Source organism: Arachidicoccus sp. BS20 (assembly GCF_001659705.1).
Lineage (GTDB): Bacteria > Bacteroidota > Bacteroidia > Chitinophagales > Chitinophagaceae > Arachidicoccus.
Genome location: NZ_CP015971.1, coordinates 2928155 through 2954902, shown reverse-complemented (window position 1 = coordinate 2954902; position 26748 = coordinate 2928155). Strand labels below are relative to the sequence as shown.

At 40.1% G+C, this 26748-nt stretch carries 17 protein-coding genes; 2 read left to right on the top strand and 15 right to left on the bottom strand.

The window, feature by feature from the left end; all coding sequences use genetic code 11:
- Positions 1-9: 9 nt before the first annotated feature.
- The 6 genes from A9P82_RS12840 to A9P82_RS12815 form a co-directional block, all read right to left on the bottom strand.
- On the bottom strand, positions 10-2781 hold the full coding sequence (locus A9P82_RS12840; protein WP_066208441.1) for a carboxypeptidase-like regulatory domain-containing protein: 2772 nt from the start codon (positions 2779-2781) through the stop codon (positions 10-12).
- 41 nt (positions 2782-2822) lie between these two features.
- On the bottom strand, positions 2823-3905 hold the full coding sequence (locus tag A9P82_RS12835) for a hypothetical protein (RefSeq protein ID WP_156522690.1): 1083 nt from the start codon (positions 3903-3905) through the stop codon (positions 2823-2825).
- Complete coding sequence (locus A9P82_RS12830) at positions 3905-4720, bottom strand: fimbrial biogenesis chaperone (protein WP_066208437.1); 816 nt, start codon at positions 4718-4720, stop codon at positions 3905-3907. The genes A9P82_RS12835 and A9P82_RS12830 overlap by 1 nt, the downstream gene beginning before the upstream one ends.
- 42 nt (positions 4721-4762) lie before the next feature.
- Entirely contained in the window at positions 4763-5332 is a 570-nt protein-coding gene (locus A9P82_RS12825) for a hypothetical protein (protein ID WP_156522689.1), read from the bottom strand.
- A gap of 157 nt (positions 5333-5489) precedes the next feature.
- Positions 5490-6149, bottom strand: coding sequence for a hypothetical protein (locus A9P82_RS12820; RefSeq protein WP_066208433.1), 660 nt, complete (start codon positions 6147-6149; stop codon positions 5490-5492).
- Positions 6150-6284: 135 nt separating this feature from the next.
- On the bottom strand, positions 6285-7160 hold the full coding sequence (locus A9P82_RS12815) for a helix-turn-helix domain-containing protein (RefSeq protein WP_066208430.1): 876 nt from the start codon (positions 7158-7160) through the stop codon (positions 6285-6287).
- Positions 7161-7352: 192 nt separating this feature from the next.
- Between A9P82_RS12815 and A9P82_RS12810 the strand changes: the two genes are divergently transcribed.
- Positions 7353-7664, top strand: coding sequence for a helix-turn-helix domain-containing protein (locus A9P82_RS12810; RefSeq protein WP_197492172.1), 312 nt, complete (start codon positions 7353-7355; stop codon positions 7662-7664).
- A gap of 16 nt (positions 7665-7680) precedes the next feature.
- Here A9P82_RS12810 and A9P82_RS12805 read toward each other — a convergent pair whose 3' ends face one another.
- The 6 genes from A9P82_RS12805 to A9P82_RS12780 form a co-directional block, all read right to left on the bottom strand.
- Entirely contained in the window at positions 7681-8172 is a 492-nt protein-coding gene (locus tag A9P82_RS12805; RefSeq protein WP_066208428.1) for a hypothetical protein, read from the bottom strand.
- Positions 8173-8423: 251 nt separating this feature from the next.
- A complete protein-coding gene (locus tag A9P82_RS12800; protein WP_066208426.1) occupies positions 8424-8951 on the bottom strand; it encodes an REP-associated tyrosine transposase in 528 nt (175 codons plus the stop codon).
- Between the two features lie 252 nt (positions 8952-9203).
- Complete coding sequence (uvrA, locus tag A9P82_RS12795) at positions 9204-12098, bottom strand: excinuclease ABC subunit UvrA (protein ID WP_066208424.1); 2895 nt, start codon at positions 12096-12098, stop codon at positions 9204-9206.
- Between the two features lie 30 nt (positions 12099-12128).
- Positions 12129-13883, bottom strand: a complete 1755-nt coding sequence (locus tag A9P82_RS12790) for a S41 family peptidase (protein WP_156522688.1) — start codon at positions 13881-13883, stop codon at positions 12129-12131.
- A 317-nt stretch (positions 13884-14200) separates the two neighbouring features.
- On the bottom strand, positions 14201-14923 hold the full coding sequence (locus tag A9P82_RS12785) for a basic secretory family protein (RefSeq protein ID WP_231891159.1): 723 nt from the start codon (positions 14921-14923) through the stop codon (positions 14201-14203).
- A 112-nt stretch (positions 14924-15035) separates the two neighbouring features.
- Positions 15036-17330 carry a GH92 family glycosyl hydrolase gene (locus tag A9P82_RS12780; RefSeq protein ID WP_066208420.1) on the bottom strand — a complete coding sequence of 765 codons (2295 nt, stop codon included), beginning with the start codon at positions 17328-17330 and terminating at the stop codon, positions 15036-15038.
- 160 nt (positions 17331-17490) lie between these two features.
- Between A9P82_RS12780 and A9P82_RS12775 the strand changes: the two genes are divergently transcribed.
- Entirely contained in the window at positions 17491-19719 is a 2229-nt protein-coding gene (locus tag A9P82_RS12775) for a GH92 family glycosyl hydrolase (protein WP_066208418.1), read from the top strand.
- A 42-nt stretch (positions 19720-19761) separates the two neighbouring features.
- Here the strand turns inward: A9P82_RS12775 and A9P82_RS12770 are convergent, their stop codons facing one another.
- From A9P82_RS12770 to A9P82_RS12760, 3 genes are all read right to left on the bottom strand, one after another.
- Complete coding sequence (locus A9P82_RS12770; protein ID WP_066208416.1) at positions 19762-21831, bottom strand: glycoside hydrolase domain-containing protein; 2070 nt, start codon at positions 21829-21831, stop codon at positions 19762-19764.
- Positions 21832-21941: 110 nt separating this feature from the next.
- Complete coding sequence (locus tag A9P82_RS12765) at positions 21942-23600, bottom strand: RagB/SusD family nutrient uptake outer membrane protein (RefSeq protein WP_066208414.1); 1659 nt, start codon at positions 23598-23600, stop codon at positions 21942-21944.
- Positions 23601-23684: 84 nt separating this feature from the next.
- Positions 23685-26669, bottom strand: coding sequence for a SusC/RagA family TonB-linked outer membrane protein (locus A9P82_RS12760; RefSeq protein ID WP_082915346.1), 2985 nt, complete (start codon positions 26667-26669; stop codon positions 23685-23687).
- Between the last annotated feature and the right edge of the window lie 79 nt (positions 26670-26748).

Genomic DNA, 26748 nt, shown 5'->3' with positions numbered 1-26748 from the left:
TACATAACACTATCCTCCAAAGTGTTTCGTTTCGATATTTCTCGACTTGATATGCAGTTTAAAGTCCACACCGGATATTTCATGGTTCATCGTTACGGTTTCTTTTCCGGGCGCACTTTGCACTTCCATTTCTGCCGGTAGGTCTGCAACAGAAATGCTGTATGTTCCTTCCGGCAAATAGAAAGAATAATCGCCCGACTGGTCTGTTTTCGTATAGAATTGCTTCCCGTTTTCATCTATGGCTACAATACTTCTGGCAGATGAATCGTCGGAAACAGGATAAGCTTTTACCGGGTCTTTCGTAATGGACAGATGCCCCGATAATTTTGAAGTCTGTACAAGGCTGATGGTTATCTTTTGCGTTTGTTTGTATGCCAGATGGATAGTCTGGTCTTCTGCCATCCAGCCCGATTGCGGCAAACATTTAATTACATAATCGCCTGCGGGTAACTTGGTATAAGCAATATTTCCGGCATTATCCGTTACCAGCATTTCTTTGTTAATCAACACTACATAGTCCGTTGCAGGCGAGGAAGTATTTGCTTTACCGGACACCTGATTGACTTTTACATATAACGACGATTTATTGTTAACCGTAAGCGGATTGGTTGCACCAAGCATATATGTAATGCCTACTTGGAAATTCTTGGTAATATGATAATTGGGATTGTCCATCAGCATTACATTTACCCAATATCTTGCCGCATAGGACTGGTAGCCTAACTGCCCGTTGAGCATTACATTTTTTGTATAAGATTCGTTGTCATAAAAACAATTAAGCGAAACATTCATAGCATTGTTCAGAAACGATTTGTTGCCGCCAAAAGAGAATTGCGTACGCGAAACTTTATTACTGACTGTGCTATCGGTAATAAGAAATAAATCCGACAGGTATTGCGGACCTAACTGGCGCGTGGCGGAAAAATTTAAAAAACGATAATTCATGCTCACGCTTGACCTGAACATATAATGTTCATTTCCCGAAAGATGCCGGTTATAACCGGCATCGACACGCAGACTGCTTGAAAGCTGATTGCCGAATGAAAAGCCCCATGTAGTGCCCATTCTCAACGAATTCATCTCTGTTAATTGTTTCCGATTGTATATCAGATACTGGTTGTTTTGTTCATGATACACAGAAGGTATAATGCTGAATCTTGCAACTTTTTTCAGCTCGCCCGACCATCCAAATTCGCCCGTGATGATTTTACTTTGGTAATCAATGGCGTTGATGCTGTCATTCAGAAACATATATTTGGGCTGATAAGCGTTGTAGTTTAAGCCCAGCCACAGCATATTTGATTTATCAAGTTGTTTGGAAATGCGCTCATTAAAGCTTTGCGCACCTTTTCTCATACCCGAATAATACGGGCCGGAATAATAATTATCGCCGGAAAAAGAAAATCCTCTGCCTATGACAGCACGCATAAACACATTTGCCATTACCGACATTTTTGATACCGATTTATCGGAAATCAGCCATGTATCGCCTATCGCTAATTTTCCGCCATAAGTAAATGCTCGGCTTATTTTTCGCGTATAATTGTTTGTCCATAAAACACTCTTGGTATTGTAGAAAGGTTCTTCGTCGTAAGCTATCTGAGAAGAAAATTCGTGTGCATTATTTTTCCAGTCGCTTTCCGCCCAAGCCGATTTGCCGTAATTAAAAGTAGTATTGGACAACTGAGCCAGGTTAAAATTTTTATTTACAGCGCCCACCGAATTGCTCAGCACCGTTCCATTGTTCAGCGTATCTATTGTATATATTTTTGCGCCTATTCCATTAAGATTTACTTCGCCGCCTTCAAAAATACTCCCGACTCTTACACCCACGTCTTTTACCTGATAATCAAGGTATGTATTGGAAATTTGCGTACCGTATTGCGAGCGGTTCCATTTATAGCCGTCAAATTCAAATTTCAGTTTTCCGGGTCCTGCATAGCCCGACCATAACGAATGGAGATGATATGCGGTGGAAGAATTGCCCAAGCCTTCGGTGCTGAAAGAAACATAGTTTGGAGAGTTTGCACGCAGGTTAGAACCGTCGCCTATGGTATATATTTTTTTGCTTCCCAATTTTTGTACAGCCACAGATGCCAGCGAAGCAAGCTCGCCTGAGGAAACAAAAATGGCTTTGGCATTGATGCGGAAAAGATTATACTTTGCCATTTTCTTTGTAACCGGCAACTGTAAATGCAATACCGAATCGGAATATGCATTCAGGTTTATTTCGCAGCTGTATGCTTTGGAACGAATGTCCGGCGGCAAGCTCCATACAATAGTTAAGCGCTGCTGCCGGTTTCCGAGATTGCTTACCTTAACGGCGACATCCAGCGTATCGCCTTTTTGCGGCAGCGTTACAGCTTCTTTTACGGGAACAAGGCGCACATCTGTTTTAGCGGCAACGTGCAACGTGAGCATTGCTTCATTTATCTTCTGTCCTGTGGCTGCATCATATACTTCTGCTTTTAAATGATATTCGCCTGCCGTTACATTTTTGCCGAGAAAGTATCGCACGGGAGAAAAATAAGACTGTCCGGCAGACAGGTTTATATCTAACACTTTATCGCCCATGACTTTAATATCATCAGTTTCTTCAAAAACAATTCTTCCCTTCCATTCCTCAGTACTTTTGTTTTTAATGTGTATAGTTGATGATATATACGTTTGAAACTCATTATTTATTACAGAATCCACATAACCGCATTCTATTGTGTTGGCAGGCATTTGGGCAAGTGCAGCATTGTAACTGCACAAAAGATACACCCCTGCCGAAAGCATTATGCGGCAGCAAAATCGTCTCAATAAATGAGTCGGTTGTTTCATTGCGGGTCTAAGGAGAAATACAATACGGTGGAATAAAGGTCCGATGTGTGCGACGTAATTTTACCACCGTTTATATAGTATTTTAAATTAAATAAGATGCCATTAGCATCCGTTTGGTTAATGTTATTAATAAGGGTTTGAGAAGTGCTTGACAATTGAACATCATTAAATCCGTAACCGTTTCCTGTATTGGAGCTGCTATTGGATGCAACAATATGTACAATATTGACGGGCAACGATGAATTGTCCGCACCTGTCAGGTTATCGCTTCCTGCTTTTACATCTACTTTCTGATTTTGGTCGGCACACACCACCTTAAGTATATCAGGATAAGTGACCTGCACACCATTAATATAATCGGATGTAGAATTAAAATATAAATCGGCATTGGCGGCGGTCAGTTGAATACTGTTGGAAACGCTGGATGCGGCAGACGAGTTATAAAGCACTCTCAGCAAATCTCCCTGATTACTTGTAGTAAGGTCTCTTGTTTCTACATGTTGCACGCCACCTGCATCGGTATAATACAATCTTGCACGGATGGGAAACCAATATTTAGAACCGCTGTACGGCGTAACATTGGCAAATGGAGTGTGTGGCAATACCGTAAGATTAAAAGGCAGATAAATATAATATCCGTAATGTACCATCGGATAGGGCGCATCTGTAATCACAAATATCTCGCCATTGGATAATAAAAAATTTTGATTATTAACCAATTGCGCAATATCCGGATTATTTGGGTTAGCACTACTCTGATTAAAAGTAAGCTGAAAATAAGACGGAGCAATAATGTTGCCATTGCTGCTTGCGCCATTATCACCGTTATCTCCGTGAATATCTCCTATTACCTGGATACTCATTTTCCAGTGTGCAGGAATATTTGCCAGATTCCCATTGGAAAATAAAACACCCACATCGTTTGGTTCGGTGCCACCTGCATCTACCATTGCCTGAGTTGTGAGCTGCAGCTGACCGCCACGATTCATATCAATAGTTTGTCCATGCACCAACACCAACCCGCTCAAAAACATGAACAAAATCAAGCTCGGTATGCTAAGGTTATTGAAGAGTTTCATTATAATTCCATTTTCAAGTCAGCTATTTTGATTCCTTTGCCGTCGTTGTATCGCAGCACAGTTGTAAGGGTGTATTCGCCTTTGGGTAAATTATCGGGCAGTTTTGCATATACAGTCCTGTGGTCTCCCGGTAATGTATAAAATTCCACATCCGGCATTTTACTCTTCTTTCCCGTATTATTGTTCAACAATTCATAGGATATTTTCCCGTTTGTCCATAAGTTGCCGGTATTATCAAATACCAGCGCTACCTGACGGGTAATGCCACTGTCTTTTACGGCATACAAATTACCTATTTCTAAATTTACATCGGGAGAAGGATTGGACGACTGATATAGTTTAATACCTATTCTTACCGTTACCCGAAAAGAAGCGCCTTTTGAATCTGTTACATTTCCCGGATTTAACTGGGCGATATACATCATCGTGGTTCGATATGAAAGCGTATCGGCATCTTTAGGCACATTGCACACAACATCTACATCTTTTGTTTCGCCCGGCTTTAAGGTAAAGTATGTTCCCTGTGCAACTTTGATATAATTTGCCAGCGTATTTTTAAGCGTACCAATACCTGTAATCACGTTGCTTCCCAATGAGTCGTACTTCCAGTCAAACATAGAAATACCTATTTCCAGCGGTCGGTAATTGCTTGGATTGGTAATAGACACTCTTTGAACACTTAACTGTCCCGGTACAAAGTACAACCTTGAAGGCGTAACCGTAACGCCTACCGACTGGGAAAATCCCCTAACCGAAAGCAGGCATAAAAAAGCTGTAATTAAAGTTAAAACAGATTTTCGTGTATAAAAAAACATATAAAATATGGTTGTTCAAAAAATCTCATTCGAGCGCAATATTCAGTTGGGTTCCATTGTATATAGAATGGCTGTATGCTGTTCCTTCGGTGGTTGTGCTTGTTGCCTATTTTCTTCGTTATGCGCAGAATCGTCGTACAGTACATCAAAAGAAGATACTGTTCCGCCAGCAGAAGATACGATGACTTTATCTTTACTAACACCATGCTGCATCTTCAATTTTACGGCTTTTCGAAAATTAACATCGTGCCATAAAAATCCGGTTCTTCTTTTTTCTTCAGACAAAGATGTGTTCAAAACAATTGTTCCGCGCGCCGCGCTATCTCTGCAATTCGACAAACTGTCCGCAACACTTGCACTTGCCTTTACCACAAATGCCCCTGCGCTGTATATGCTTAAATGTTTTTTGTCTGCAACTCCACCTATGCCCGTATTGTTGTTTGAAGCGTAATTATCAAGTTTTGCTTGTAATTGTTTGGAATCGTCGAATGTTAACCCCTGCACCGGCTTGCAAACTACCCGCAGCGCTACAACAGCCGCCTGTTGCGCTTTAACTGTATGCAAAAAACATAAGCATAGCAGCAATAGACCCCATGTGTGCAGCCTCGACATACAGCAATGTTTACTGTAAATCTAAGGCTTTTTTTAAAAAGAAAAATAAAAACCCCCTGTTTTTCAATAAATTATAAAACGGGAATTTTTATTTTTCTCCTTAGACAAGGAAAAATCTTGTTCTATTTTCCTAAACGATGTACCATACAGCGTAAGACTACTGCGCAGTCAATGTGTACTGTATAGTTGTAGTATATACAACGGTGCTGTTTGCTACAGTATTCAACTGAGCAGCTAAATCGGCGCCCAGGTTTTTAATGCCGTAATCTACGTCGAATAATGTACCTGAAGTAGCCGAACCGGAAAGTACATTCGCATGCGTTGAATTTGCACCGGTAAAAGACGCATTTGCATTGTTTGCATCGCCATTTGGCGTTGTAACATAACCACCTTCATCCGCAATTGAAGGATTGTAAATTTTAATAAACACATCCGACGCAGGAATTACTACACTATTGTCGCTGTTCGCGAGGTCTCCTGCAATTTTAGCATCAACCTGAAAAGCGCCGGCAGACCTTACCAATAATTCTTTGGTTCTTGTTACAGCTTTACCTGTTGCACCAGCAACATCAATATAATCCTGTGATGTGTTAAGGAAGATATCAGCAACATCAGTAGCACTTCCCGCACTTGTAGGAGAAGACGCCTGGTTGCTCCCATCGCCGAATCCGATAGACGCGAAATCTTTACAATGCACATTCAATGTTGTTGTTGCTTGAGCCGGGTTTGCTTGATTTTGGGCAGAAGCTTTAGTGAAAGCCCCGATTGCAGTTGTGGCAATTACAGCCACTAAGGTTTTGTTGATTAACTTTTTCATGTTATTTTTTAAAAGCCGGTTTTTTTACGACTTGCGGGTGCAAAGCTACGCAGGGTTAAATATTACCGCAAGGTTAATTTTATCATTTCTATGGTCAATTTCTGACAATGCCCCTGAAATCGACAAAAAAAATAATCATAATTCGTTCCGCTTAGCCTTTTCCCTAAACCCTTTGGGCGAAATATTACAATGCTTCTGAAAGAATTTGTTGAAATTAGTAGGTTCTGAAAAGCCCAATTCATACCCGATTTCTTTAATAGATAAATTGGACAATAACAACATTTTTTGTGCTTCGGATATTACTTTTCTTTGCATCATTTGCTTGGGCGAAACACCGAAAATTTTCTGTGTGGCATCGTACAACTCTCTGGACGACCTCAGTTGTAACTGTTTCACATAAAAATTTAAGGCAATTTCTTTTTTAAAATGCTCGTCCAGCAATGAATTATAGCGGTAAGCTATTTCTCCTGCTTCAGAAAATTTTACAGCGATAAGCGACTCGGCATTCATATACCAGCTTTTAATACACGCCAGAATACTCAGAATATTAAGCATGGGCATGAATTGGGTATATGCGCTGCTCTTATTCACTAGATAAGCCGCAGCTGTAAAATACAGCTTTACCATATCAAAATCCTGCTCCTCTATAGCATTGTCATTTGAACTGTATAGCTGTATTCCTTTTGAATATACTTCTAAAAATACTACGTTGCCATAGTATGACAACCCAATTCTGGTGCTGGTATAACAAAGAATATGTGCCGTGACCTGCGACGTGGTCGAAATCACAATATCTTTCTGGCAACACCCCGTAGTTGTATCAAATACAAGTAAATTTTTACTGCCCAGACGGGACGAGATATTCATTGTTTCTACTGAAAAAGCAGCATCAGCATCGGATGTTTCCAGATAGACAAGGTAAAATCTGTTTTCGATAAGCGGTAAGCTTACAGTACCTTGGATTTGCATTTCTTGCAAAATAAATAATTGGTCAAACGCACTTTTTTTCATGTTAATCGTATGGTTTATTTTAAGGTAAACTATCTTGTAATCAGCCTGAACCAGAAATAATCGAAGTGAAAACGATTAAAATTCTGTTCGTTCATTTTACCGAACGCCTTGGGTATAAGTTAGTTTCAATATATGCGATGTGTGCTCCACAGCCAATCCTACGACAAGGGCAAATTTAATGCAAGAGGAATAATGTGGGCTTATTTACCCACAAAAATTTTTATAAATAAACAGACCTTGCTCCGCAGCAAACGGCAGCGGCACATGGTGGTAGATAATGAAGATTTCCTGAAAGCTTTCGGCAAAGTGCTTCAGCAGCGGAGAAAAGCCCAAAATTTGAGCTACCGCAAAATGGCACAGCTTTGTAATATCGACCATAGCGACATCAGTAAAATAGAAAAAGGCGAGGTAAATATCCGTCTTTTAACACTTGTCGAACTTGCCAAAGGATTAAATATAGCACCTCAAAATTTATTGGATTTTGAATTTGAATTTAAGGATTAAAGCAGCGTTTTCTTTATCAAATAAACAAGCCCCATTCATCTTCAAACTCGTCTTTTTGAAAGGTAGAAACCCATTGTTTGAATAACTCTCTGAATGAATCAATCTCGCTTCTTATCGCTTCTGCATATTTTTCTTCAATCAAATTTTGCATAGCAAAACTCAACAATGACGATGCAACGAACTGCGCATTCTTTCGAATGACGGCTGCATTTTCCATTTTTAAAATATATAAACTCCCTGTTTCTGAACTTCTGATTTTTGCGCCTACTTCAAAGGCATCGCCCATAACCATTGCGCATTGCTCCGTAGCAAATGAGTTGTCTTCTTTGAAGTCGTCGGAATCCAGTGCGCCTTGCAGCATCGTCATTACTTGCCGCCATTGTTGGTACAACGCTTTCGCCGCGTCGCGCGTGGGATTGGGCTTCCATTCTTCGCCTTCGGCATCGTCAAATTTTTTAAAATGGTCGTCGTCCCAATCGGGTAAATCGTTTAAAGAATCTAAGTTCATTTTAATTGATTTTTATTACACGAAATAAAACTCGATAGATTAGATTTTATTTGGATTACAAATCCGCTGATATTGCTTCGGAATTACAAGTTCCGAAGAGCAAAAGTTTATGTTCATAGTTTATTTTTATAAAAATCGATTATAGAGCAAAGATTCAATAGAGACTATAAGAAGTGTTATTATAAATGCAAATAATTCGCTCTTCGGAATTTGCAATTCCGAAGCCCTATCACAGGATTTGCAATCCTGCATTAATACTCGCTTACATCCAATAAACCTTTTCTTACACCGTAAAAATCTCCTGCGCTGCTATACAAATATTCTTCTTCTTTTTCTACAATACCTGCCCGAACAGGATTTTGGTGTATATACATTGCTTTTGTTTTAAAAAATGCTTCACTGAAAATTTCTTCGCCATGATAGCCTTCTTCCCAAAACCAAATTTTTTCTTTAAACATAAGCGTTTTTAACAACCACTCTTTCCTGCTTTCTGCCGGATTATTTTCTATACTACGATAAATAGTTTTTGCCGTGTATTTCTTAAAGTCGCGGATAATATCACTTAATTTTTCTTTCTCACTTTGAACAATCAAATGGCAGTGATTGCCCATAATTACCCAGGCATATATTTTCAGTCCTTTATGATGTTGGCAATAACGCAAATTTTCTATCAATATATCCCGGTATTCTTTACGCGAAAAAACATCCACCCACTGATGGACAGTAAAAGTAACAAAGTACAATGCGTGCTGGTCTTTTATAGTGTATGCAAAACTCATTACTCAAAATCTTTTCAAGATTAATTGCGGATTACAAATCCACCGATAAGACTTCGGAATTACAAATTCCGAAGAGCCGTATAAAATTGCAGCTTTCTTATAAAAACTTTTAAAGGATTTATTGTCTTTTCAATCAGTTTCTGCTTTTGCATTGCGAAAATTTTATTTGATTTTTTAGATTCCCGTCTGCGCGGGAATGACCTGCAAGCGTGTTCCTATTTCTTCTTTGTGCCTTTTTGCTTCAAAAAAACTTTAAATCTTCGCTTCATCAGCCCCTCCTTTGGAGGGGTTGGGGAGGCTCATTTCCTCTTTCAAATACTTCGCCGTAAAGCTCGTTTTATGTTTCAGCATTTCTTCGGGTGTTCCTTCAAATAAAATTTTTCCGCCGCCTTTGCCGCCTTCGGGACCTAAATCAATAATGTGGTCGGCAACTTTTATCACGTCCAAATTATGCTCGATGATTAAAACAGAATTTCCTCTGTCAACCAATTTATTCACCACGTTCAGCAAATGTTGAATGTCGCTGAAATGCAGTCCTGTCGTGGGTTCGTCAAGAATGTAAAAAGTCTTTCCCGTATCTTTTTTTGCTAATTCGGTTGAAAGTTTTACACGCTGCGCTTCGCCGCCGCTCAATGTTACAGCCGATTGCCCGAGACTGATATAACCCAAACCAACATCCTGCAACGTTTTTATTTTTCTGTATAAAGACGGAACAGGTTGAAAAAATTCAACAGCTTCATCCACCGTCATATTCAATACATCGCTGATGGATTTTCCTTTGTAACGAATTTCCAAAGTTTCGCGGTTGTATCTTTTACCGTTGCATTTTTCGCAAGGTACATATACATCGGGCAAAAAATTCATTTCAATCACACGCATTCCGCCACCTTCGCAAACATCGCAGCGACCGCCTTTTACATTGAAAGAAAATCTTCCCGCATTATAGCCGCGAATCTTCGCTTCGGGCAACGATGCAAACAGTTGTCGAATGTCCGTAAAGAAGCCGCAATACGTCGCAGGATTACTTCGCGGCGTACGACCGATCGGCGATTGGTCAATTTCTATTACTTTATCAATATGCTCCAAACCCTTTACTGACTTATATTCCAGCGGGTTTGTTTTTGATTTGTAACAATATTGCGAAAGTATCGGATACAGCGTTTCATTAATCAACGTAGATTTTCCGGAACCCGAAACGCCTGTAACCACAATCAATTCGCCCAAAGGAAATTTCACGGAAACGTTTTGCAGGTTATTGCCTTTTGCACCTTTTATTTCGATGAATTTTCCGTTGCCTTTTCTGCGTGTTTTTGGTATCTCAATTTTCTTTTTTCCGCTGATGTATTGCGCCGTATTGGTATTCGCTTTTAACGCTTCGTGCGGCGTGCCGGCAAAAACAATTTCGCCGCCGTGAATGCCTGCACGCGGACCAATATCCACGAGATAATCCGATGCCAGCATAATGTCTTTATCATGCTCCACAACAAGAACGCTGTTGCCGATATTGCGCAGATTTTCCAACGCCGAAATCAACCGGTGATTGTCTCTTTGATGCAACCCAATTGATGGTTCATCCAACACATACGTAATGCCCTGTAACTGTGAACCTATCTGCGTTGCAAGCCTGATGCGCTGGCTTTCGCCGCCGCTCAAAGTTCGTGTAGGACGATTCATTGTAAGATAAGTCAAGCCGACATTTAATAAGAATTGCAAGCGCTCACGAATCTCTTTGAGAATATCTTTTGCGATGGCGTTTTGTTTATCGCTCAATCTTTTTTCTATATCCACAAACCAACTCATCAAAATATCCAAATCGAGTTCACTCAACTCGGCAATATTTCTTTTATCGATTTTAAACCAAAGGCTTTCTTTTTTCAAACGTTGTCCGTTACATTCCGTGCAGGTTTTTAATTCCATGAATTTCTGCGTCCATTCGCGCAAATGGTCAGTGCTTCCCGATGAAGAAAACCAACGTTTCAGCATCGGCACAATTCCTTCATAACTGCCTGTATATGTTTGCGGAATAGTTTCATCATCCGTGTCCACTTCATACTCGCGCTTTGCATTGCCGTCGCCGAACAAGAGCAAATCAATTTGCGCTTCACTCAAATCTTTCAATGGTTTATCCAAACTTATTTTATGTTTGCGGGCAAACTGTGCAACCTGCTGAAACACGCTCGCGCTGCGCTCTTCGCCGAGTGGTGCAATGCCACCGTCTTTAACGCTTAATGATTTGTTCGGTAAAATTTCATCCGGACTAATCGCGTAAACTTCGCCCAAACCTTTGCATACAGGACACGCACCGTACGGTGAATTGAACGAGAAAGAATTGGGCGAAGGCTCTTCATAACTGATGCCCGTATCGGCACAAACTAATTGTTTAGAGTATTGCTGAACTTTATCGTCATCATTGCTTAAAATGAATACCAAATCTTTTCCCAACTTCAAAGCCTGCTGAACACTTTGCGACAAACGAATCTTAAATTCTTTCGTTACCTGTATCCTGTCAATCACAATTTCAATGTCGTGGATTTTGTATCTGTCCACTTGCATATTGGCTTTAATGTCCTGAACTTCGCCATCTACGCGCACTTTGAGAAAACCTTTCTTGCGTGTTTCTTCAAACAGTTCGCGGTAATGTCCTTTGCGCCCGCGAACAATGGGCGCGAGAATGGTTATCTTCTGATTGAAGAATTTTTTATAGACATCTTCCACAATTTCTTCCTCGCTAAACTTGACCATCTTTTTTCCTGTGTTGTAGCTAAAAGCCTCGCCAATTCTCGCATACAGCAACCGCAGAAAATCATACACTTCCGTAACTGTGCCAACCGTTGAACGTGGATTTCTGTTCGTGGTTTTTTGTTCAATGGAAATTACAGGGCTTAATCCTGAAATTTTATCTACGTCGGGACGTTCCATATCGCCCATAAATTGCCGCGCATACGCGCTGAAACTTTCCATATAACGGCGTTGCCCTTCGTTATAAATTGTATCAAACGCGAGCGAAGATTTTCCGCTACCCGAGACGCCCGTAAAAACAACGAGTTTGTTTTTAGGGATGTTGATGTCGATATTTTTCAGATTGTGTTCGCGCGCACCAATGACTTCGATAGATTCGTTGGACGCGATAATGTCTTTTTGTCTCATTCTAATTCAAAAGTACTTTAATTTAACAGATTATTCTGCGCTGTATTTTTTGTTTTCTATTATATCAATGGCTTTATCCAACAGCTCATCCTTACCTGCCAATACGCCTTTGATTGTTGGCTGTACCGGAATATCTATCTTGATTCCCTTTCTTTGCGTTTCTGTGCTATCGGGATTTTCTATGCCATATTTTGTGAACTGTAAATTTAATCCATAAGGCAAAGGCATTGAACAAACAGTACCATCGGCACCTGCAGTTTTACTGCCTAATACAACTGCATTTTTCGCCGTTCTGAATATCATCGCGGCAAACTCCTGCCTGCTTTGAGTCCATTCATTGACTATAATCACAACCCTTTTTTTATAAAAATCAGTAGAACGCCTATCCATTTCAAAGTTACCTTTATATACAATTGTTCCCGGCTTTTGAAGCGTTGGCGTAGTATAAATTGCTATTGGTTTAATTTCTGCTTCCAACCAATACATTAAATATACTATCCAAGGTGTAGGATAATATCTTAAATCAATGATTAAACCTTTCGTATTAGCGAACATCCTTTCAATTGCAGCAGTATCTTTCAGTTGCATATCTTGTGGACATAAATAGCCTATATTGTTTGAGATAACTGAACATACCGGTTTATGCACAACATCTTTTGTATAATACGCAGCCTTAGTAATCTGTGAATCCGTTAGCAAAGGAAGACAAAGGTTGAAAGATTGTTTATTTCTCGTAATATACAGAGTCATCGAATCTTCATCGCCTCTTAAAACATTAAACATTGGAGCAATCAATTCTCTTAATTTTGTCGGATAATTGGACGCAGGGATATAAGGAGAATATCTCTGAATCACGCTATCAATTGATATTCCATTTATAGAATCAATAATATCTCCCCGATGAAGTATATTTTTTATTTCTAATGAATCCTGATAATAGCCCGTAACGACACATTTGTTTTCAATAAAACTCGTTTGCACAGGTATCGCCTTGTGGTGTTGTATTGCTAAAGGAGCACTGCCAAAGCGAGGCGGCAACAATGAGATACAACCATGACTGTCATTGATAGAAGTAATCATTTTCGTACAAGCAATAACGTAGTCTGTATCATTCTTGATGCCGTAAAAAACAGGAATAAATTCATTTAAAACGCGCGTCCATGACTTTCCAATTAAATGCCGATAAGGATAAAAATATTGAATATAGTTCCAAAATCTATACAATGCTAAAAAATTCATCGGCGCATTTATCCGAGCATTCTCATAAGCAGATTCATTTTTTATAAATAGCTCTCCATATTCTTTATCTGCTGCCACATAATATTGCGAATCGGGTGCATTATAGTTCTCAGCAATGAATCTCAACTTCCGCATCAAAGAAACAGCCAAGTTATTTTTATCAAACAGGGTACCATAATCGGCTTTTAGTTTAATATCTTTCACAGGAATAAAACTGCAATTTGTACAAGCAGGTACAGTCCCTAAACTATCGACCCAGCGCTCAATTATTTCATAAGCATCGTTATTATTTTTAGCATTCAACACTTGTGGAAAAACCTGTAGCAGTTTACTATCCCAGTCGTATTCCCCTGAATAAACAGCAGGATGATAATATTTTAGAAAACCCCAAACCTGACCAAGATTTGATAATTGACTTATTTTATTGTTCGTTAAAATATTAATTGAATTAACTTTTATATCTGGCTGCGACCACGCTAAATTTGTGAAAAATATTATCCAATAAAAGCAGTATTTTAATTTCATAACAGAATTATTATTTCTCAACAAATATTTTTATTTCTCTAATTTAGTTTTATTGTTTTGCATAAAACTGTTAATAATTCGTTCTATGTCCTTTACACAAACTTTGGACTACACGGCAGGTTTTATTACACCACTTACATTTCTTCCGCAAGCAATAAACATGGCGTGAAAAATCGGCGAAAGATGGATTTACAACACGACCGAGTAATTATTCTGACCAACTCAATAATTATTTGTTTGGAGCTCGTGATATTTTTTTGAAACTGAAATATGGAAAAAAACAATGGTCGATAAATATTTACCGACCATTTCAAATTATAAAAACACCCACCCTTATTTTATATCGCAGGATTTGCAGCGTATTCAGCCCAAAGCTCGTCCACCGTTTTTCCTGTTTTATTTTTCCAGAAATCATCCGTATAAGTATGTTCGCGCATAGCTTCATTCAATTCGCGTACAAAGGTTTTGTCGTATTTTTTCTCAATCCATACAAGAAAACGTGCTGTGATGCGATACGCATTTGTATAAGATTGTTTACTATTAAAAGGCGTAAGCGACCAACCCGCAGCTTTATTATTTACGCCGTATTCATTGCGTACAAAATCTGCAATGCCTTCTGTAATCCAGCCGGGACCTGCGCCACCGCGATATGACTGCACAATGTGCATTACTTCGTGTGTAACCACATCCACATCTTCGGGATGCTGGTGCATCCACTCAGGATTTACACGAACTATGCTGCCAGCAGTTGCCGCAACGCCTTTGTATGCCGGGTCAATAATGATAAAGACTTTCTTTCTCGTGTTCGGATTGTACTCTTTCGCTTCTTCGGGATATACTTTGAAAAACACCTCCGTCATGTGTTTTTCCACCGCTTTATCAAATGTCGAATCATGATTGATGAAGATGAGCGTATAACCTTCTTTCGTAGTTGAATCGATGTTTACGGCATCAGCACGGTCAACATCATTCCAACTTCTGCGATGCCTTTGCGCATTGAGATTATTGGATATTAAGGCGCATGAAACCACGCCAAAAACGAACATTACTTTTTTCAGCACAATTAAAAATTTAAAATAATTAAGAAAATTTGAGTACTTACCATAAAAAGAAACCACTAAGGAATTAAGAAAATTAAGTTTAATGTTCCTTAACTTCTTAATGGTTCAAAATTTACTTATTCTTATCCGTTGAAAAGGAATACGGATAATCTTCCGGACTGATACCTTTCTGTTTGTTCGGAACATCGCTCATTTGTAATTGAAATGTTCCGCCTTTTAAAATATCAAAGTGGTTGATGAAATTCTTATCATAAGATTTTCCGTTCAACGTTGCCGATTTTACGTACCGGTTTGCATCGCTGTTTGCCGGCGCACTAATGGTAAATGTTTTTCCATTTTCCAGATTCAGCGTTACTTTCTTAAATAACGGGGCACCCAAAACATATTGCGGCACGGCAGGACACACTGAATAAAATCCTAATGCAGAAAACACATACCAAGCCGAAGTTTGCCCGTTGTCTTCATCTCCGCAATAACCGTCCGGTGTAGCTTTATATAGTTTATTCATTGCTTCACGAATCCAGTACTGCGACTTCCACGGTTCGCCTGCATAGTTATACAAATACAGCATGTGTTGAATCGGCTGGTTGCCATGCGCATATTGTCCCATATTCATAATTTGCATTTCACGGATTTCGTGAATCACACCGCCGTAATAGCTGTCGTCAAATGTTGGCGGCATTTTGAAAATAGAATCCAGCATGTTCACAAATGTTTTCTTTCCTCCCATCAGGTCGATTAATCCCTGCATATCATGAAACACGCTCCACGAGTAGTGCCAACTGTTACCTTCGGTAAATGCATCGCCCCATTTGAACGGATTAAAGTTTGCGCTCCAGCTTCCGTCTTTATTTTTTCCACGCATCAGGTTATGTGAAGGGTCGAACAGATTTTTATAATTTAAGCAACGTTTTGCATACAGATCGATTTCCGCCTGTGGACGATGCAAAACTTTTGCCAATTGATAAATCGCAAAATCATCATACGCATATTCGAGTGTACGCGCCGCATTTTCGTTAATACCTACATCGTAAGGAACATAACCCAATGTGTTGTAATACCGAACACCTTTACGACCAACGGCACTCATCGGACCTTCGTTATTGGCATCATGCAACAATGCTTCATACAAAGTATTGATGTCATAACCGCGCAAGCCTTTCATATACGCTTCTGAAACGATAGATGCAGAATTGTTTCCCACCATAATATCGGCATAGCCCGGACTGCTCCATTCCGGCAGCCAGCCACCTTCTTTGTAATCGTTTACCAGTCCTTCCTGCATCTCTTTGACAACGGAAGGATACATTAAATTCAGGAACGGATACAAGGCGCGAAAAGTATCCCAAAAACCTGTGCCGCCAAACATATAACCGTCATGCACCTGTCCATCGTAAGGACTGTAATGCACTATTTTACCTTCTGCATTTACCTCATACAAACGATTCGGGAAAAACAACATTCTGTACAGACAGGAATAGAAAGTACGCATCTGGTCAATCGTTCCACCGTCCACTTTTACGCTGCCTAAAGTTTTATTCCAAATATCTTTTCCTTTCTGTTCAACAGTCTCAAAATTATCATTACCCAATTCTTTCAGATTGAGTTCCGCTTGTTCTGCACTGATAAACGACGATGCAACTTTTGCAACTACTTGTTCGCCGCGGTATTTCGAATCGAAATTAACAATAGCACCCACGTGTTTATCGTCGGCAGACAAACTGCCTCTGTTCAAATCCTTATTGCTCCATGTGCCGATACTTTTAAAAGGCTTGTCAAATTTGATAACAAAATAGTTTTTAAAATTCTTCAACGGACCGCGCGCATAGAAAGTTGAATAACCGATGATTTCATTTTTTTCGGGAATAATTTTTACAAAAGAATGCCTTTGAAAAGCGTCAATTACAACAAAAGCGCTGTCTGTTTTAGGAAATGTAAAACGGAACATTGCCGCACGCAAAGTGGGCGCTATTTCAGTAGTTACATCCTGGTCGGCTAAATAAACACTGTAATAATAAGGTTTTGAAATTTCCGTTTTGTGCGAAAACCAGCTTGCTCTTTCGTTCTCGTCAAACACGGCTTTTCCGGTTACGGGCATCAGCGAGAACACTCCGTAATCGTTCATCCACGGCGATGGCTGATGCGTTTGCTTAAAGCCTCTTATTTTATCGGCGGTATAAGTATATTGCCAACCGTCGCCATCGCGACCGGTTTGCGGTGTCCACATATTCATTGCCCATGGCAAACCAATAGCAGGATATGTATTGCCAGTAGATAAATCAACTTTTGAATCACTCCCCATTAACGGGTTTACATAATCAACAAGCGATGTTTCGGAATTGGTAACCTGTGCTGAAATACCTGACGCAACTGCAACAGAACAGATTAATGATAAAATTTTTCGCATAGTAATGAATTGATTTCAAGTTCTAAAGATAAGCATTCCAATTGTGCATAGTTGCAAATAAACACGGAAGAGATTGTTAATGGATTATTAATCGTGCCAACATTTACCTTGATAATTAATTTTCTTTGGGAAATTGCATAAAATCATTCACAAAGTTTTCATGAAACAGAAATTACTTTTTATCGTCTGCATCGTTTTAGGTACAGCCAATGTATTTGCACAAAAAAATAACCTGTCTTATCTCAAACCCGAAATCGGCGGCGTAGGACATTTGCTTGTTCCTACAAGACCAACTATTCAGTTGCCGTACCAATCGATTCGCATGACGCCTTCGCGAAGAGACTATCTTGACGACCAAATCAGCGATTTTCCTTTGCAAGTAGTTTCACACAGGCTTGGTCAGGTATTTTCCATAATGCCGTCAACAGATGCCGTTATCTCTCCAAACAGCTGGAATGAAAAATATGCTTACGACCAGGATTTGGAGGACCGTTCGCCATGGCATTATCAAAACTTTTTTACGGAAAAAAACATTTCGGTCGATTTTGTGCCGGGCAAAAAAGCCGCAATTTTCCGCTTTATCTTTCCGAAAAATGTAAACAAATCTTTGCTCTTAGGTGCATACAACGGTAGCGAAAGTTATTGGAAACTAACCAATAATAACACGCTCGAAGGAATGCAATATTTTGAAGCAGAAGACAATCTGAAACCTGTAAAAGTCTATGTTTACGGCACATTCAGCAGTAAGACAAAATTGTATTCTGCCGATAATGAACAACAAGATGCTGTTACAGGAAGAGGCGCAAAAGCTTATTGCAATTTCGTTTCGGGAAGTGATACCGTTGAATTTCGTTATGCGATTTCCTACATCAGCCCGCAACAGGCGAAGCAAAATTTTAATGATGAATTAAAAAATATTTCTTTAAACAAATTAGCTGCGCAAGGCGAGGAAGCGTGGGCAAAAGTGATGAACCAAATTCAGGTTGAGGGCGGAACTGTTGAACAAAAAGAAAGTTTTTATACAGCGTTATACCGCTGCTACGAACGCATGGTAAATATTACCGAAGACGGGAAATATTACAGCGGTTACGACAATAAAATCCATGAAGACAAAAGACCTTTTTATGTGGACGATTGGGTTTGGGACACACATCATGCGCTGCATCCGTTGCGTATGATTTTGCAACCGACCGTTGAGGAAGATATGCTGCAATCTTATGTGCGTATGTATGAGCAAAGCGGCTGGATGCCAACATTTCCGGTACTTTACGGCGACCATGCCTGTATGAACGGATTTAATTCTTCCATTGTTTTTCTGGATGCCTATCGCAAAGGATTGAAGAATATTGATTATAAATCTGCTTACGAAGGAATGCTTAAAAATTCTTTAAGCGCCACCAAACTTCCATGGAAAAACGGACCTGCAACCACTCTCGATAGTTTCTATTATACGCACGGATATTTCCCGGCGTTGCACCCCGGCGAAAAAGAGCCTTATCCGTTTGTTCAGTCTTTTGAAAGAAGACAAGCCGTAGCCGTTACACTTGGCGCAAGCTACGACGATTGGGCAACAGGACAATTGGCAAAAGAATTCGGCAAAACCGATGATTATAAATTGTTGGATGCAAGAAGCAACGATTATAAAAATCTCTGGAATACAGATAAAAAATTTTTCCTGCCGAAAGATTCCGCAGGCAACTGGATTATGATTGACCCTAAATGGGACGGAGGTCCGGGTGGAAGAGATTATTACGACGAAAACAACGGTTGGACTTATCTGTGGCAAGTGCAGGAAAATATCCCAAGCCTTATTGATTTGATGGACGGCAAACAATCCTTTGAACAAAGGCTCGACCAACTGTTCCGAGAAGATCTGGGCAGGGAAAAGAAATTGTTCTGGGTAAAATTTACCGATGCCACAGGACTTGTAGGACAATTTTCTATGGGCAACGAGCCGAGTTTCTTTATTCCGTATTTATACGATTATTCCAATGCTCCATGGAAAACGCAGGAGCGCATTCGCATATTACTAAATACTTGGTTCCACAACGATATTTTTGGTATTCCAGGCGATGAAGACGGCGGAGGAATGTCGGCGTTTGTTGTTTTTTCTTCCCTTGGATTTTATCCTGTAACGCCCGGCAAACCTGTTTATGCCATCGGAAGTCCTTTATTTACCAAAGCAAGCATTCGCCTCCAAAACGGAAAAACATTTACTGTAATCGCGCACAATTCATCTAAAACCAACAAGTATATTCAATCGGCAAAGCTCAACGGAAAGCCGCTGAATACGCCGTTTTTCACACACAGCGATTTAATCAATGGCGGAACTTTGGAACTGGAAATGGGCGATAGACCAAATAAAAGCTGGGGCGTGGTAAATAAGTGAATAGTCACAGATACACGGATATTTGTTCGTGCATCTGTGGCATTAATTCAAAGAAAATGAACTTATCCATTTTTCCATGTGATTATTTTCCGCAGGCTCGGCAGATGCTTCAATCACAAGCGTTCCGCCGTTCATAATATCTTGTTGCGTGATATAATTTTTGTTCCACACTTTACCATTCAAAACAGCACGTTTGATATAACAATTCTTGTCAGAAAAATTTTCAACTTTAATCGTAAAAGTTTTTTCTTCAGGTAAATTAATTGTAACGGTTTTAAACAACGGAACATTCAGGTAATATACCGGTTCGCCCACGCATGCAGGAAAAAACCCGCATGCAGCAAATACAAACCATGACGACATTGCTCCCGCATCATCGTCCATCGTACGCAAGAATGCCTGCGGTTCATTTTTATAAATCGGTCCGATGTAAGAATCAATGCCTCTGCTGTTGTCGTTGAAATAATACTGAATCATGGTATCAACGGCAATCTTATGCATCATGTACTGCGACTTCCAAGGTTCGCCTGTGGCGTTGTATAAAACCGGCATTTGAATATCAGGCTCGTTGGCATGGCTGTAATAATCGTTGCCGAAGAAAGTATCCAATTGTTTAATAAAATCTTTTTCTCCGCCTGCCAACTCCATCAATCCTTTCACATCAAAAGGCACAAGCCAGCGATATTGCCAAATTGTTCCCTGATACATTCCGCGTGCCTGCATTCTGTCCACATCGTGCCTGGTTAAATCTTTAAAATCTTTGTTCCAATAATTTTTATACTCCAACGCTTTTCGTCCGTACCGATTGCTCAACGTTGTGTCGTGCAGGATGTATGCTATTTGCGAAAATGCCCAACAATCGTAGCTCGATTCTAAGGCTTTGTCGGGATGCGAAAAATCAAGCCTGTCAACTTCATTCTTTAAAGAATCTTTTATCGGCGCAAAGTCGATAGAATAACCTTTTTTGTATGCATCCAGCAATGCAACCATCGCGTGTTCCGTACGAACAGTATTGGACGGTTCATGCTGTGTGGCATAGTCTTTCTTGCCGTATTTATACAAATTCGCAACAGACCGGATAATGCCTTTGTATTGTTGCGGATAAAGCACGGAAAGTAAAGGCAATTGCGTTTTATAATTGTCCCAAATAGACCAGCCGTTGTACATGGTATCGGAAGAAATTTGCTCCGAACCGTCGATAGCCCTGTAATGCCCGTCAGGCTCGGAAATTTTATATGGCGATTGAATAGCGCGATACAACAACGAGTAAAACAATGCTTCTCTTTTTCTGTCGCCCGTAACCTTCACATGAGCAAGCATATTGTTCCAAGCCGCTTCGCTCTTGTTTTTCAGCACATCAAAATTATCATTACCGATAGCGGCTCTTGCATATTCATTATTAACGGACGATAAAGCAATTCTTATATCAACTGTTGCTGCCTCATCAGGCAAATGCGCAATCAATTGATGTTTGCCAACGCTGTCCCATTGCACATTTTTATCCAAAACGAGCCGGTAATAAATTTTGTATTTACCCACGCTGCAAGTGGTTCCCGCTTCTACCCAACCGCTTAATGTATCGTTTGATATAGTATGCTGTTCATCAACAAAACCGTTAGATAACGTATGGCTTAAATCGATATAAAAACCCTTCTTTCCTTTCGGAAAAACATAATGATGAACCCCATACTTCGGCGTTACAACAAAAGATGCAGAGATTCTATTGGTAAACGAAACACTATAATATCCGGGGCTTCCGGCTTGGCTTGCTTTTATTAATTTACACTTCGTGTAATCATCTCCAAGAAATGGTTTGATTAAAATATTTCCGCCGCTGCCCTGGCAACCTACACCTTCCAAACAAGTATGTGCAAAGCCCAAAAACTCCTTTGCATAATATTCATATCCGGTATGTATATGCGGATACGTCTGCGGCACAATGCTTAACATACTCAACGGCGCAGATGCCGCCGGCGATAACTGTCCGTGGTCGGCAGATGTGCCTAAAAACACATTAACAAGGGCTGCCGGATTTTCGACAGCCTTGTTATTTGTTTGTGCGAATGAATGAATTTCCGTGAAGCATAAAAGGAAAAGAATAAATTTTTTCATGCGATAAAATTATTCTAAAAGTTAGTCGTAATCAAGTCTTTACAATAAAATTAATTATGCAGCCAAACAGAAGAGGGTCTCTAAATAGCGAAGCCTCTTCTTCTTACATCTTAATACCCTGGATTTTGTTTTAGATTGGGGTTTAGTGCAAGTTGTGCAATAGGTACAGGAAATAACAGTTTATTTTTATCATTAGTAGGCTTATGATCCCACCAGGTACCGGTCAGGAATTTACCGAATCTGATGATATCCTCTCTTCTGTAACCCTCGAAAATAAACTCTCTGCCTCTTTCTGCCAGCAAAGAATCCATTGTAAAGTCATTAACCGTATATTGCTTGGCAGCCCAAACCTTCGGATCAAAATCTCTTTTCCTGCACGCATTTATCAAATCTACGGCCTCCTGAGTTGCTTTGCCGCCATTCAGTCTCATCAATGCCTCCGCCTTTGCATAGTATATCCATGTTAATCGATATATCATCCAGCTTGTGCTTTGATAATTAGGATCATCCTGAGCACCCAGTTTATATTTATTAAATCTTACACCACTGTTTTCCTCTCCCGTTGTCATATCTGAGGGAAGGGAAGATGAGTCCTGTCCCGGCTTTAACTCGGAATACCTTCTTATATCATCTACAAACACTAATTGTTTACCGCTATACTCGCGATAGCCCATAACCGGCTGCGTAGTATCTGCATTGTCTTTTTTAGTTATCGGGTCATAATACCACATAGGTCCAATGAAAAACCATTCTTTCTTGCGTTTATCCTGGTCGTCATATGTAGAATAAACGCCCGGAATAAGAACGATACCATTATTTCCGGTTACGGTTCCGCCGTAAATAAATTTCTGGTTAAAATGATAAAAGTCAGAAGGGAAACCGGCGTTCCAATTAGCAGATTGATGGTTATATACAATAGCAAAAATCTGTTCCTGAGACGCCTTATTATTCGGCAGGTAGGTTTCTGTCAGGTTCGAGTCTAAAGTAAGTCTGTTATCCACAACGCCGCCCGCTTTATTATCAATTAAAGAATCACATGCGTTAATACAATCTTGCCACCTTGCCTTACCTGACCATTGCTCTGCATTTAAATACAGCTCTACCAACATAGCATAAGCACCAGCCTTGCTCATTCTGCCGAGCAACTGTTCCGACAGATTGGGGACGAGGTTGATATTTGCCTTAATTTCCGCTTCTATAGAATCAAAAATCCGGGCTCTCGGAATAGTGGTAGGATGCTCCTGTTCTATACTTGTAACCCAAGGCACATTTCCCCATAAATCCATAATCCGTATGTAATAGAATGCGTGCAGCAGCTTCATTTCCGCCACGTAATTTTTTTTCTCCTCCTCGGTAATACCCATCGAGGCAGCATCCCTTGTTCCAATGTTTTCTATGGCGGAATTACAATACCCTAAGCCAGTCCACAAAAGTGTCCAGGGAGTACTTATCAGGTCGCCGTCTGATGTCCAGGTATGGTAGTGCAGAAATCTCCACCTGCCCTGATCATCTCCGTCGATACCTTTTCTCGGCCATGCCAACTGGTCTGCGGCTAACTCGCTCACACGCCACCAACCTATTTGCCCGGCGCTTGTTGCCCAGGCATTGGTATGCGTATAAGGGCGAAGCACTGCTGAAATTACTTCATCTTTATTTTTATAATAGTCATCTGCCGGAATGGAGTGATATGCTGAGGAGTCCAGCTTGGTACAGGAATAAATTAAATATGCCGGCACCACAAATAATATCAGATATTTACACTTTTTCATTCGTATATTTTTTATTGTTTTTTTAATAATCGAACGGAACCCCGCTATATAATTACACCAGATCTCATTTGTTTATATTTTTATTTAAAGCCCTACATTGATACCCAGCAGAAAAGAACGCGTGCTCGGATATACACCCTGACCGTCAATACCGGGATATAGACCGGTATCATTTACAAAGTCGGGGTCATTGCCCTTATAACTCGTTATCAATGCCAAATTCGAACCGGTTACATATACATTTACATTTCGTATATACTTATTGGATTTAATAGGAATGTTATAGGAAAAAGTCACCTCGTCTAATTTTATAAAATTGCCATTTTGTAAATAAAGGTCGGAGTATGCGTAAGCATCATTAAGCTGTTTGTAAGTCGTGAATGCCGATTGCAATACATTGGCCGGCAACGCGTATTGATTTCCATAATCCAGATCTACGGTGTTTAAGATTTTATAACCGAATTTTCCTCTTAAAGAAAATCTTAGGGAGAAATTTTTATAGGTAAATGTATTTGTCAGCGAAGCATAATATTTAGGAATACCATTTCCTATATAAGTTTGATTAGCAACATCACTCGCCTCAGTTACATTTACTTTCTGTCCATTTTTGTCGTAAAACAGCCATTTCCCATTTTCGTCATATCCTGCAAATCTTTTTCCAAAAAATTCTCCAAGATAATCGCCCGGATATATATAATTATAAGCATTACCTAAATCGCCATAGCCGCCAATGCCACCGCCATTTAAATAATTTCCGTTTGTATATTTCAGCAATTTTGTTCTTGCATGTGAGCCCGTCATATCAATATGCCAGCTAAATATACTTGTTTGCACCGGAGTGGCACCCAGTGTCAATTCTATACCGTTGGAGCCTAATTCTCCCACGTTCAGCAACGTTTGCTGTGCAACATTCGCCGGCTGCTCTACGGTTGCCTGAATAACCAGACCATCTGTTCTCCGCTGGAACCAATCAATAGAACCGGTCAGGCGGTTGTTGAATAAGCCAAAGTCCGTTCCGATATTTAGCTCCTTCTTTCTTTCCCATTTCAAATCCGGATTAGGATTTAAAGAAGGACCATAGGTTTGATGCCATGTTCCGTCCGGATACAAATAATAACCTCCGGTACCTAAGGTTACAAACGGATATGTGCCATTACCGAAACTTTGGTTTCCCGTAATACCATAGCCGGCTCTTATCTTTAAATTATTTACCCATTTTACACTTTGCATAAATGGTTCTTTGCTTAAAATCCAGCCTGCCGAGATTGCCGGAAAATTTGCCCATTTGTTATTTGCACCGAACATAGTTGAACCTTCATGGCGTAAAATAGCTTCTACCAGGTATTTATCCAGATATGAATAGTTGACTCTGCCATAAAAAGAAATTAAAGTGTTGGCAAATTTTTCGCTATACTCTCCTGCATGCCCTTGTCCTAATGCATTTCCCGCACCTAAATCGTCTTCGGCAGTTTCATCAGCAGAAAATCCTTTATTGGAAGCATTGAAGCCTTCTTCTTCATGATACTGGTAGCTGTAGCCGGCAATGGCACTGATGGCGTGGTCTTTAGAAAATGAAGAGTTATAACTCAAATATGATTCAAACAAATAATCATTCTGCAGTTCCGAACCTTTATAAGCGTAACCTCCGGAAGGATTGTCTCCGTCATTTTGCGAAGCGCGGGAATCGAGCAATTTGTATTGATTATCTACATACTGATTTCTTTGCGCAGAGCCGGTAGCAGTTATGCTTAAATCATTAATTATCTTTAATGTTGTTTTGAATTGTTCCAGACTTGTTTCCTGGTCGCGCCAAGATGTTTCCTGATGCAATCTTGAAACTACATTTTCCACCTGGTTATCGTTCCAATAGCCGCCGGGGTTTGTGGAATCATAGGGACTTTGTGTAGGATTTTCCTTAAACAATGCATCTTCCCAATTGCCTCCTCCCAACAAATTCGCCCTGTTATGATTCATCATGATTGTAACCTGCGTAGTGAGGCGGTCATTGAATCCTTTATGGAATATATTGGCTGTTCCGCCATATTGCTGCCTGCTGTTCGCCTTGGCTATTCCTTCATAGTTGGAATAGTACAAGCTTGCCCTGTAATTTGTGTTTGCATTTCCTCCGGTCAGTGATATATTGTGATAATGACTGACATTGTTGTGATTGATTAATTCGTCGAACCAGTCCGTAGAGCTTCCTTTATCATTGTCTGCCGAAATAACCCCTTCATTTATTTTCTCTCTGTATTGGGCTGCAGAAAGCACTTTAGGATAACGGGAAAGATATTCTTTTCTTACCCATCCGTTATACTCATACTTAGGTTCGCCGTTTCCTCCATGTTTAGTAGTAACCAAAATTACACCCCCATTTGCACGCGTACCATAAATGGCTGCCGCCGAACCATCTTTGAGTACAGTGATAGATTCTATATCGCTTTGCTGAAGCAGGTCTAAGTTTCCTCCCGGCACTCCGTCAATAACCACCAGCGGACTGTTTGAACCGCTAATGGATGCCACACCCCTTAACTGAGTACTCGGACTTGAGTTGGGATTGGAACCGGAAGTTCGTGTAATTGTTAGCCCTGCAACCTTGCCCTGGATTAAATCCATGGCATTCCGTGCCCCGCCTGCATTAAAATCTTTGGCATTTACCTGAGTAACGGCAGAAGTAAGATCTTCCTTTTTTTGTGTTCCATAGCCCACCACAACGACATCGCTAAGCGACTTGTTTAATGGTTCCAATAAAACGTCTATTGGACCCGATGCACCTGAAATACTTATCTGTTTGGAAGCGTATCCGATAAAGCTTACGACAAGATTCTTTACCGTATCAGCAACCGTTAGCTCAAATTTTCCGGCGGCATTCGTTACTGTTCCTTTTCTCATCCCGGCTACCAGAATGGAAACGCCTGGAAGGGAATCCAACGTTTGACTGTCTTTAACAGTTCCTGTAATAGTAATCTCCTTAGCATTGCCCTGTGCCTGTAATTTATGTGAAGCAAAAAATGCAAGGAAAAAGAGAAGACAGGGAATTTTACTGATTATGCGAATCGTAATCTTTGACATCTGTTTTTCAATTTATAGGTAGTAAATAATAAACTAAATTCACAAGGATACATACGACCATTTGTTTTTATAATGCAGC

What these genes read in the sequence shown, in the direction of transcription:
- A9P82_RS12760 (WP_082915346.1), bottom strand. Translation starts at nt 26,669, where the DNA reads ATGTCAAAGATTACGATTCGCATAATCAGTAAAATTCCCTGTCTTCTC.
- A9P82_RS12765 (WP_066208414.1), bottom strand. Translation starts at nt 23,600, where the DNA reads ATGAAAAAGTGTAAATATCTGATATTATTTGTGGTGCCGGCATATTTA.
- A9P82_RS12815 (WP_066208430.1), bottom strand. Translation starts at nt 7,160, where the DNA reads ATGAAAAAAAGTGCGTTTGACCAATTATTTATTTTGCAAGAAATGCAA.
- A9P82_RS12820 (WP_066208433.1), bottom strand. Translation starts at nt 6,149, where the DNA reads ATGAAAAAGTTAATCAACAAAACCTTAGTGGCTGTAATTGCCACAACT.
- A9P82_RS12840 (WP_066208441.1), bottom strand. Translation starts at nt 2,781, where the DNA reads ATGCTTTCGGCAGGGGTGTATCTTTTGTGCAGTTACAATGCTGCACTT.
- A9P82_RS12810 (WP_197492172.1), top strand. Translation starts at nt 7,353, where the DNA reads ATGTGGGCTTATTTACCCACAAAAATTTTTATAAATAAACAGACCTTG.
- A9P82_RS12805 (WP_066208428.1), bottom strand. Translation starts at nt 8,172, where the DNA reads ATGAACTTAGATTCTTTAAACGATTTACCCGATTGGGACGACGACCAT.
- A9P82_RS12780 (WP_066208420.1), bottom strand. Translation starts at nt 17,330, where the DNA reads ATGCGAAAAATTTTATCATTAATCTGTTCTGTTGCAGTTGCGTCAGGT.
- uvrA (WP_066208424.1), bottom strand. Translation starts at nt 12,098, where the DNA reads ATGAGACAAAAAGACATTATCGCGTCCAACGAATCTATCGAAGTCATT.
- A9P82_RS12830 (WP_066208437.1), bottom strand. Translation starts at nt 4,720, where the DNA reads ATGTTTTTTTATACACGAAAATCTGTTTTAACTTTAATTACAGCTTTT.
- A9P82_RS12825 (WP_156522689.1), bottom strand. Translation starts at nt 5,332, where the DNA reads ATGTCGAGGCTGCACACATGGGGTCTATTGCTGCTATGCTTATGTTTT.
- A9P82_RS12800 (WP_066208426.1), bottom strand. Translation starts at nt 8,951, where the DNA reads ATGAGTTTTGCATACACTATAAAAGACCAGCACGCATTGTACTTTGTT.
- A9P82_RS12775 (WP_066208418.1), top strand. Translation starts at nt 17,491, where the DNA reads ATGAAACAGAAATTACTTTTTATCGTCTGCATCGTTTTAGGTACAGCC.
- A9P82_RS12770 (WP_066208416.1), bottom strand. Translation starts at nt 21,831, where the DNA reads ATGAAAAAATTTATTCTTTTCCTTTTATGCTTCACGGAAATTCATTCA.
- A9P82_RS12835 (WP_156522690.1), bottom strand. Translation starts at nt 3,905, where the DNA reads ATGAAACTCTTCAATAACCTTAGCATACCGAGCTTGATTTTGTTCATG.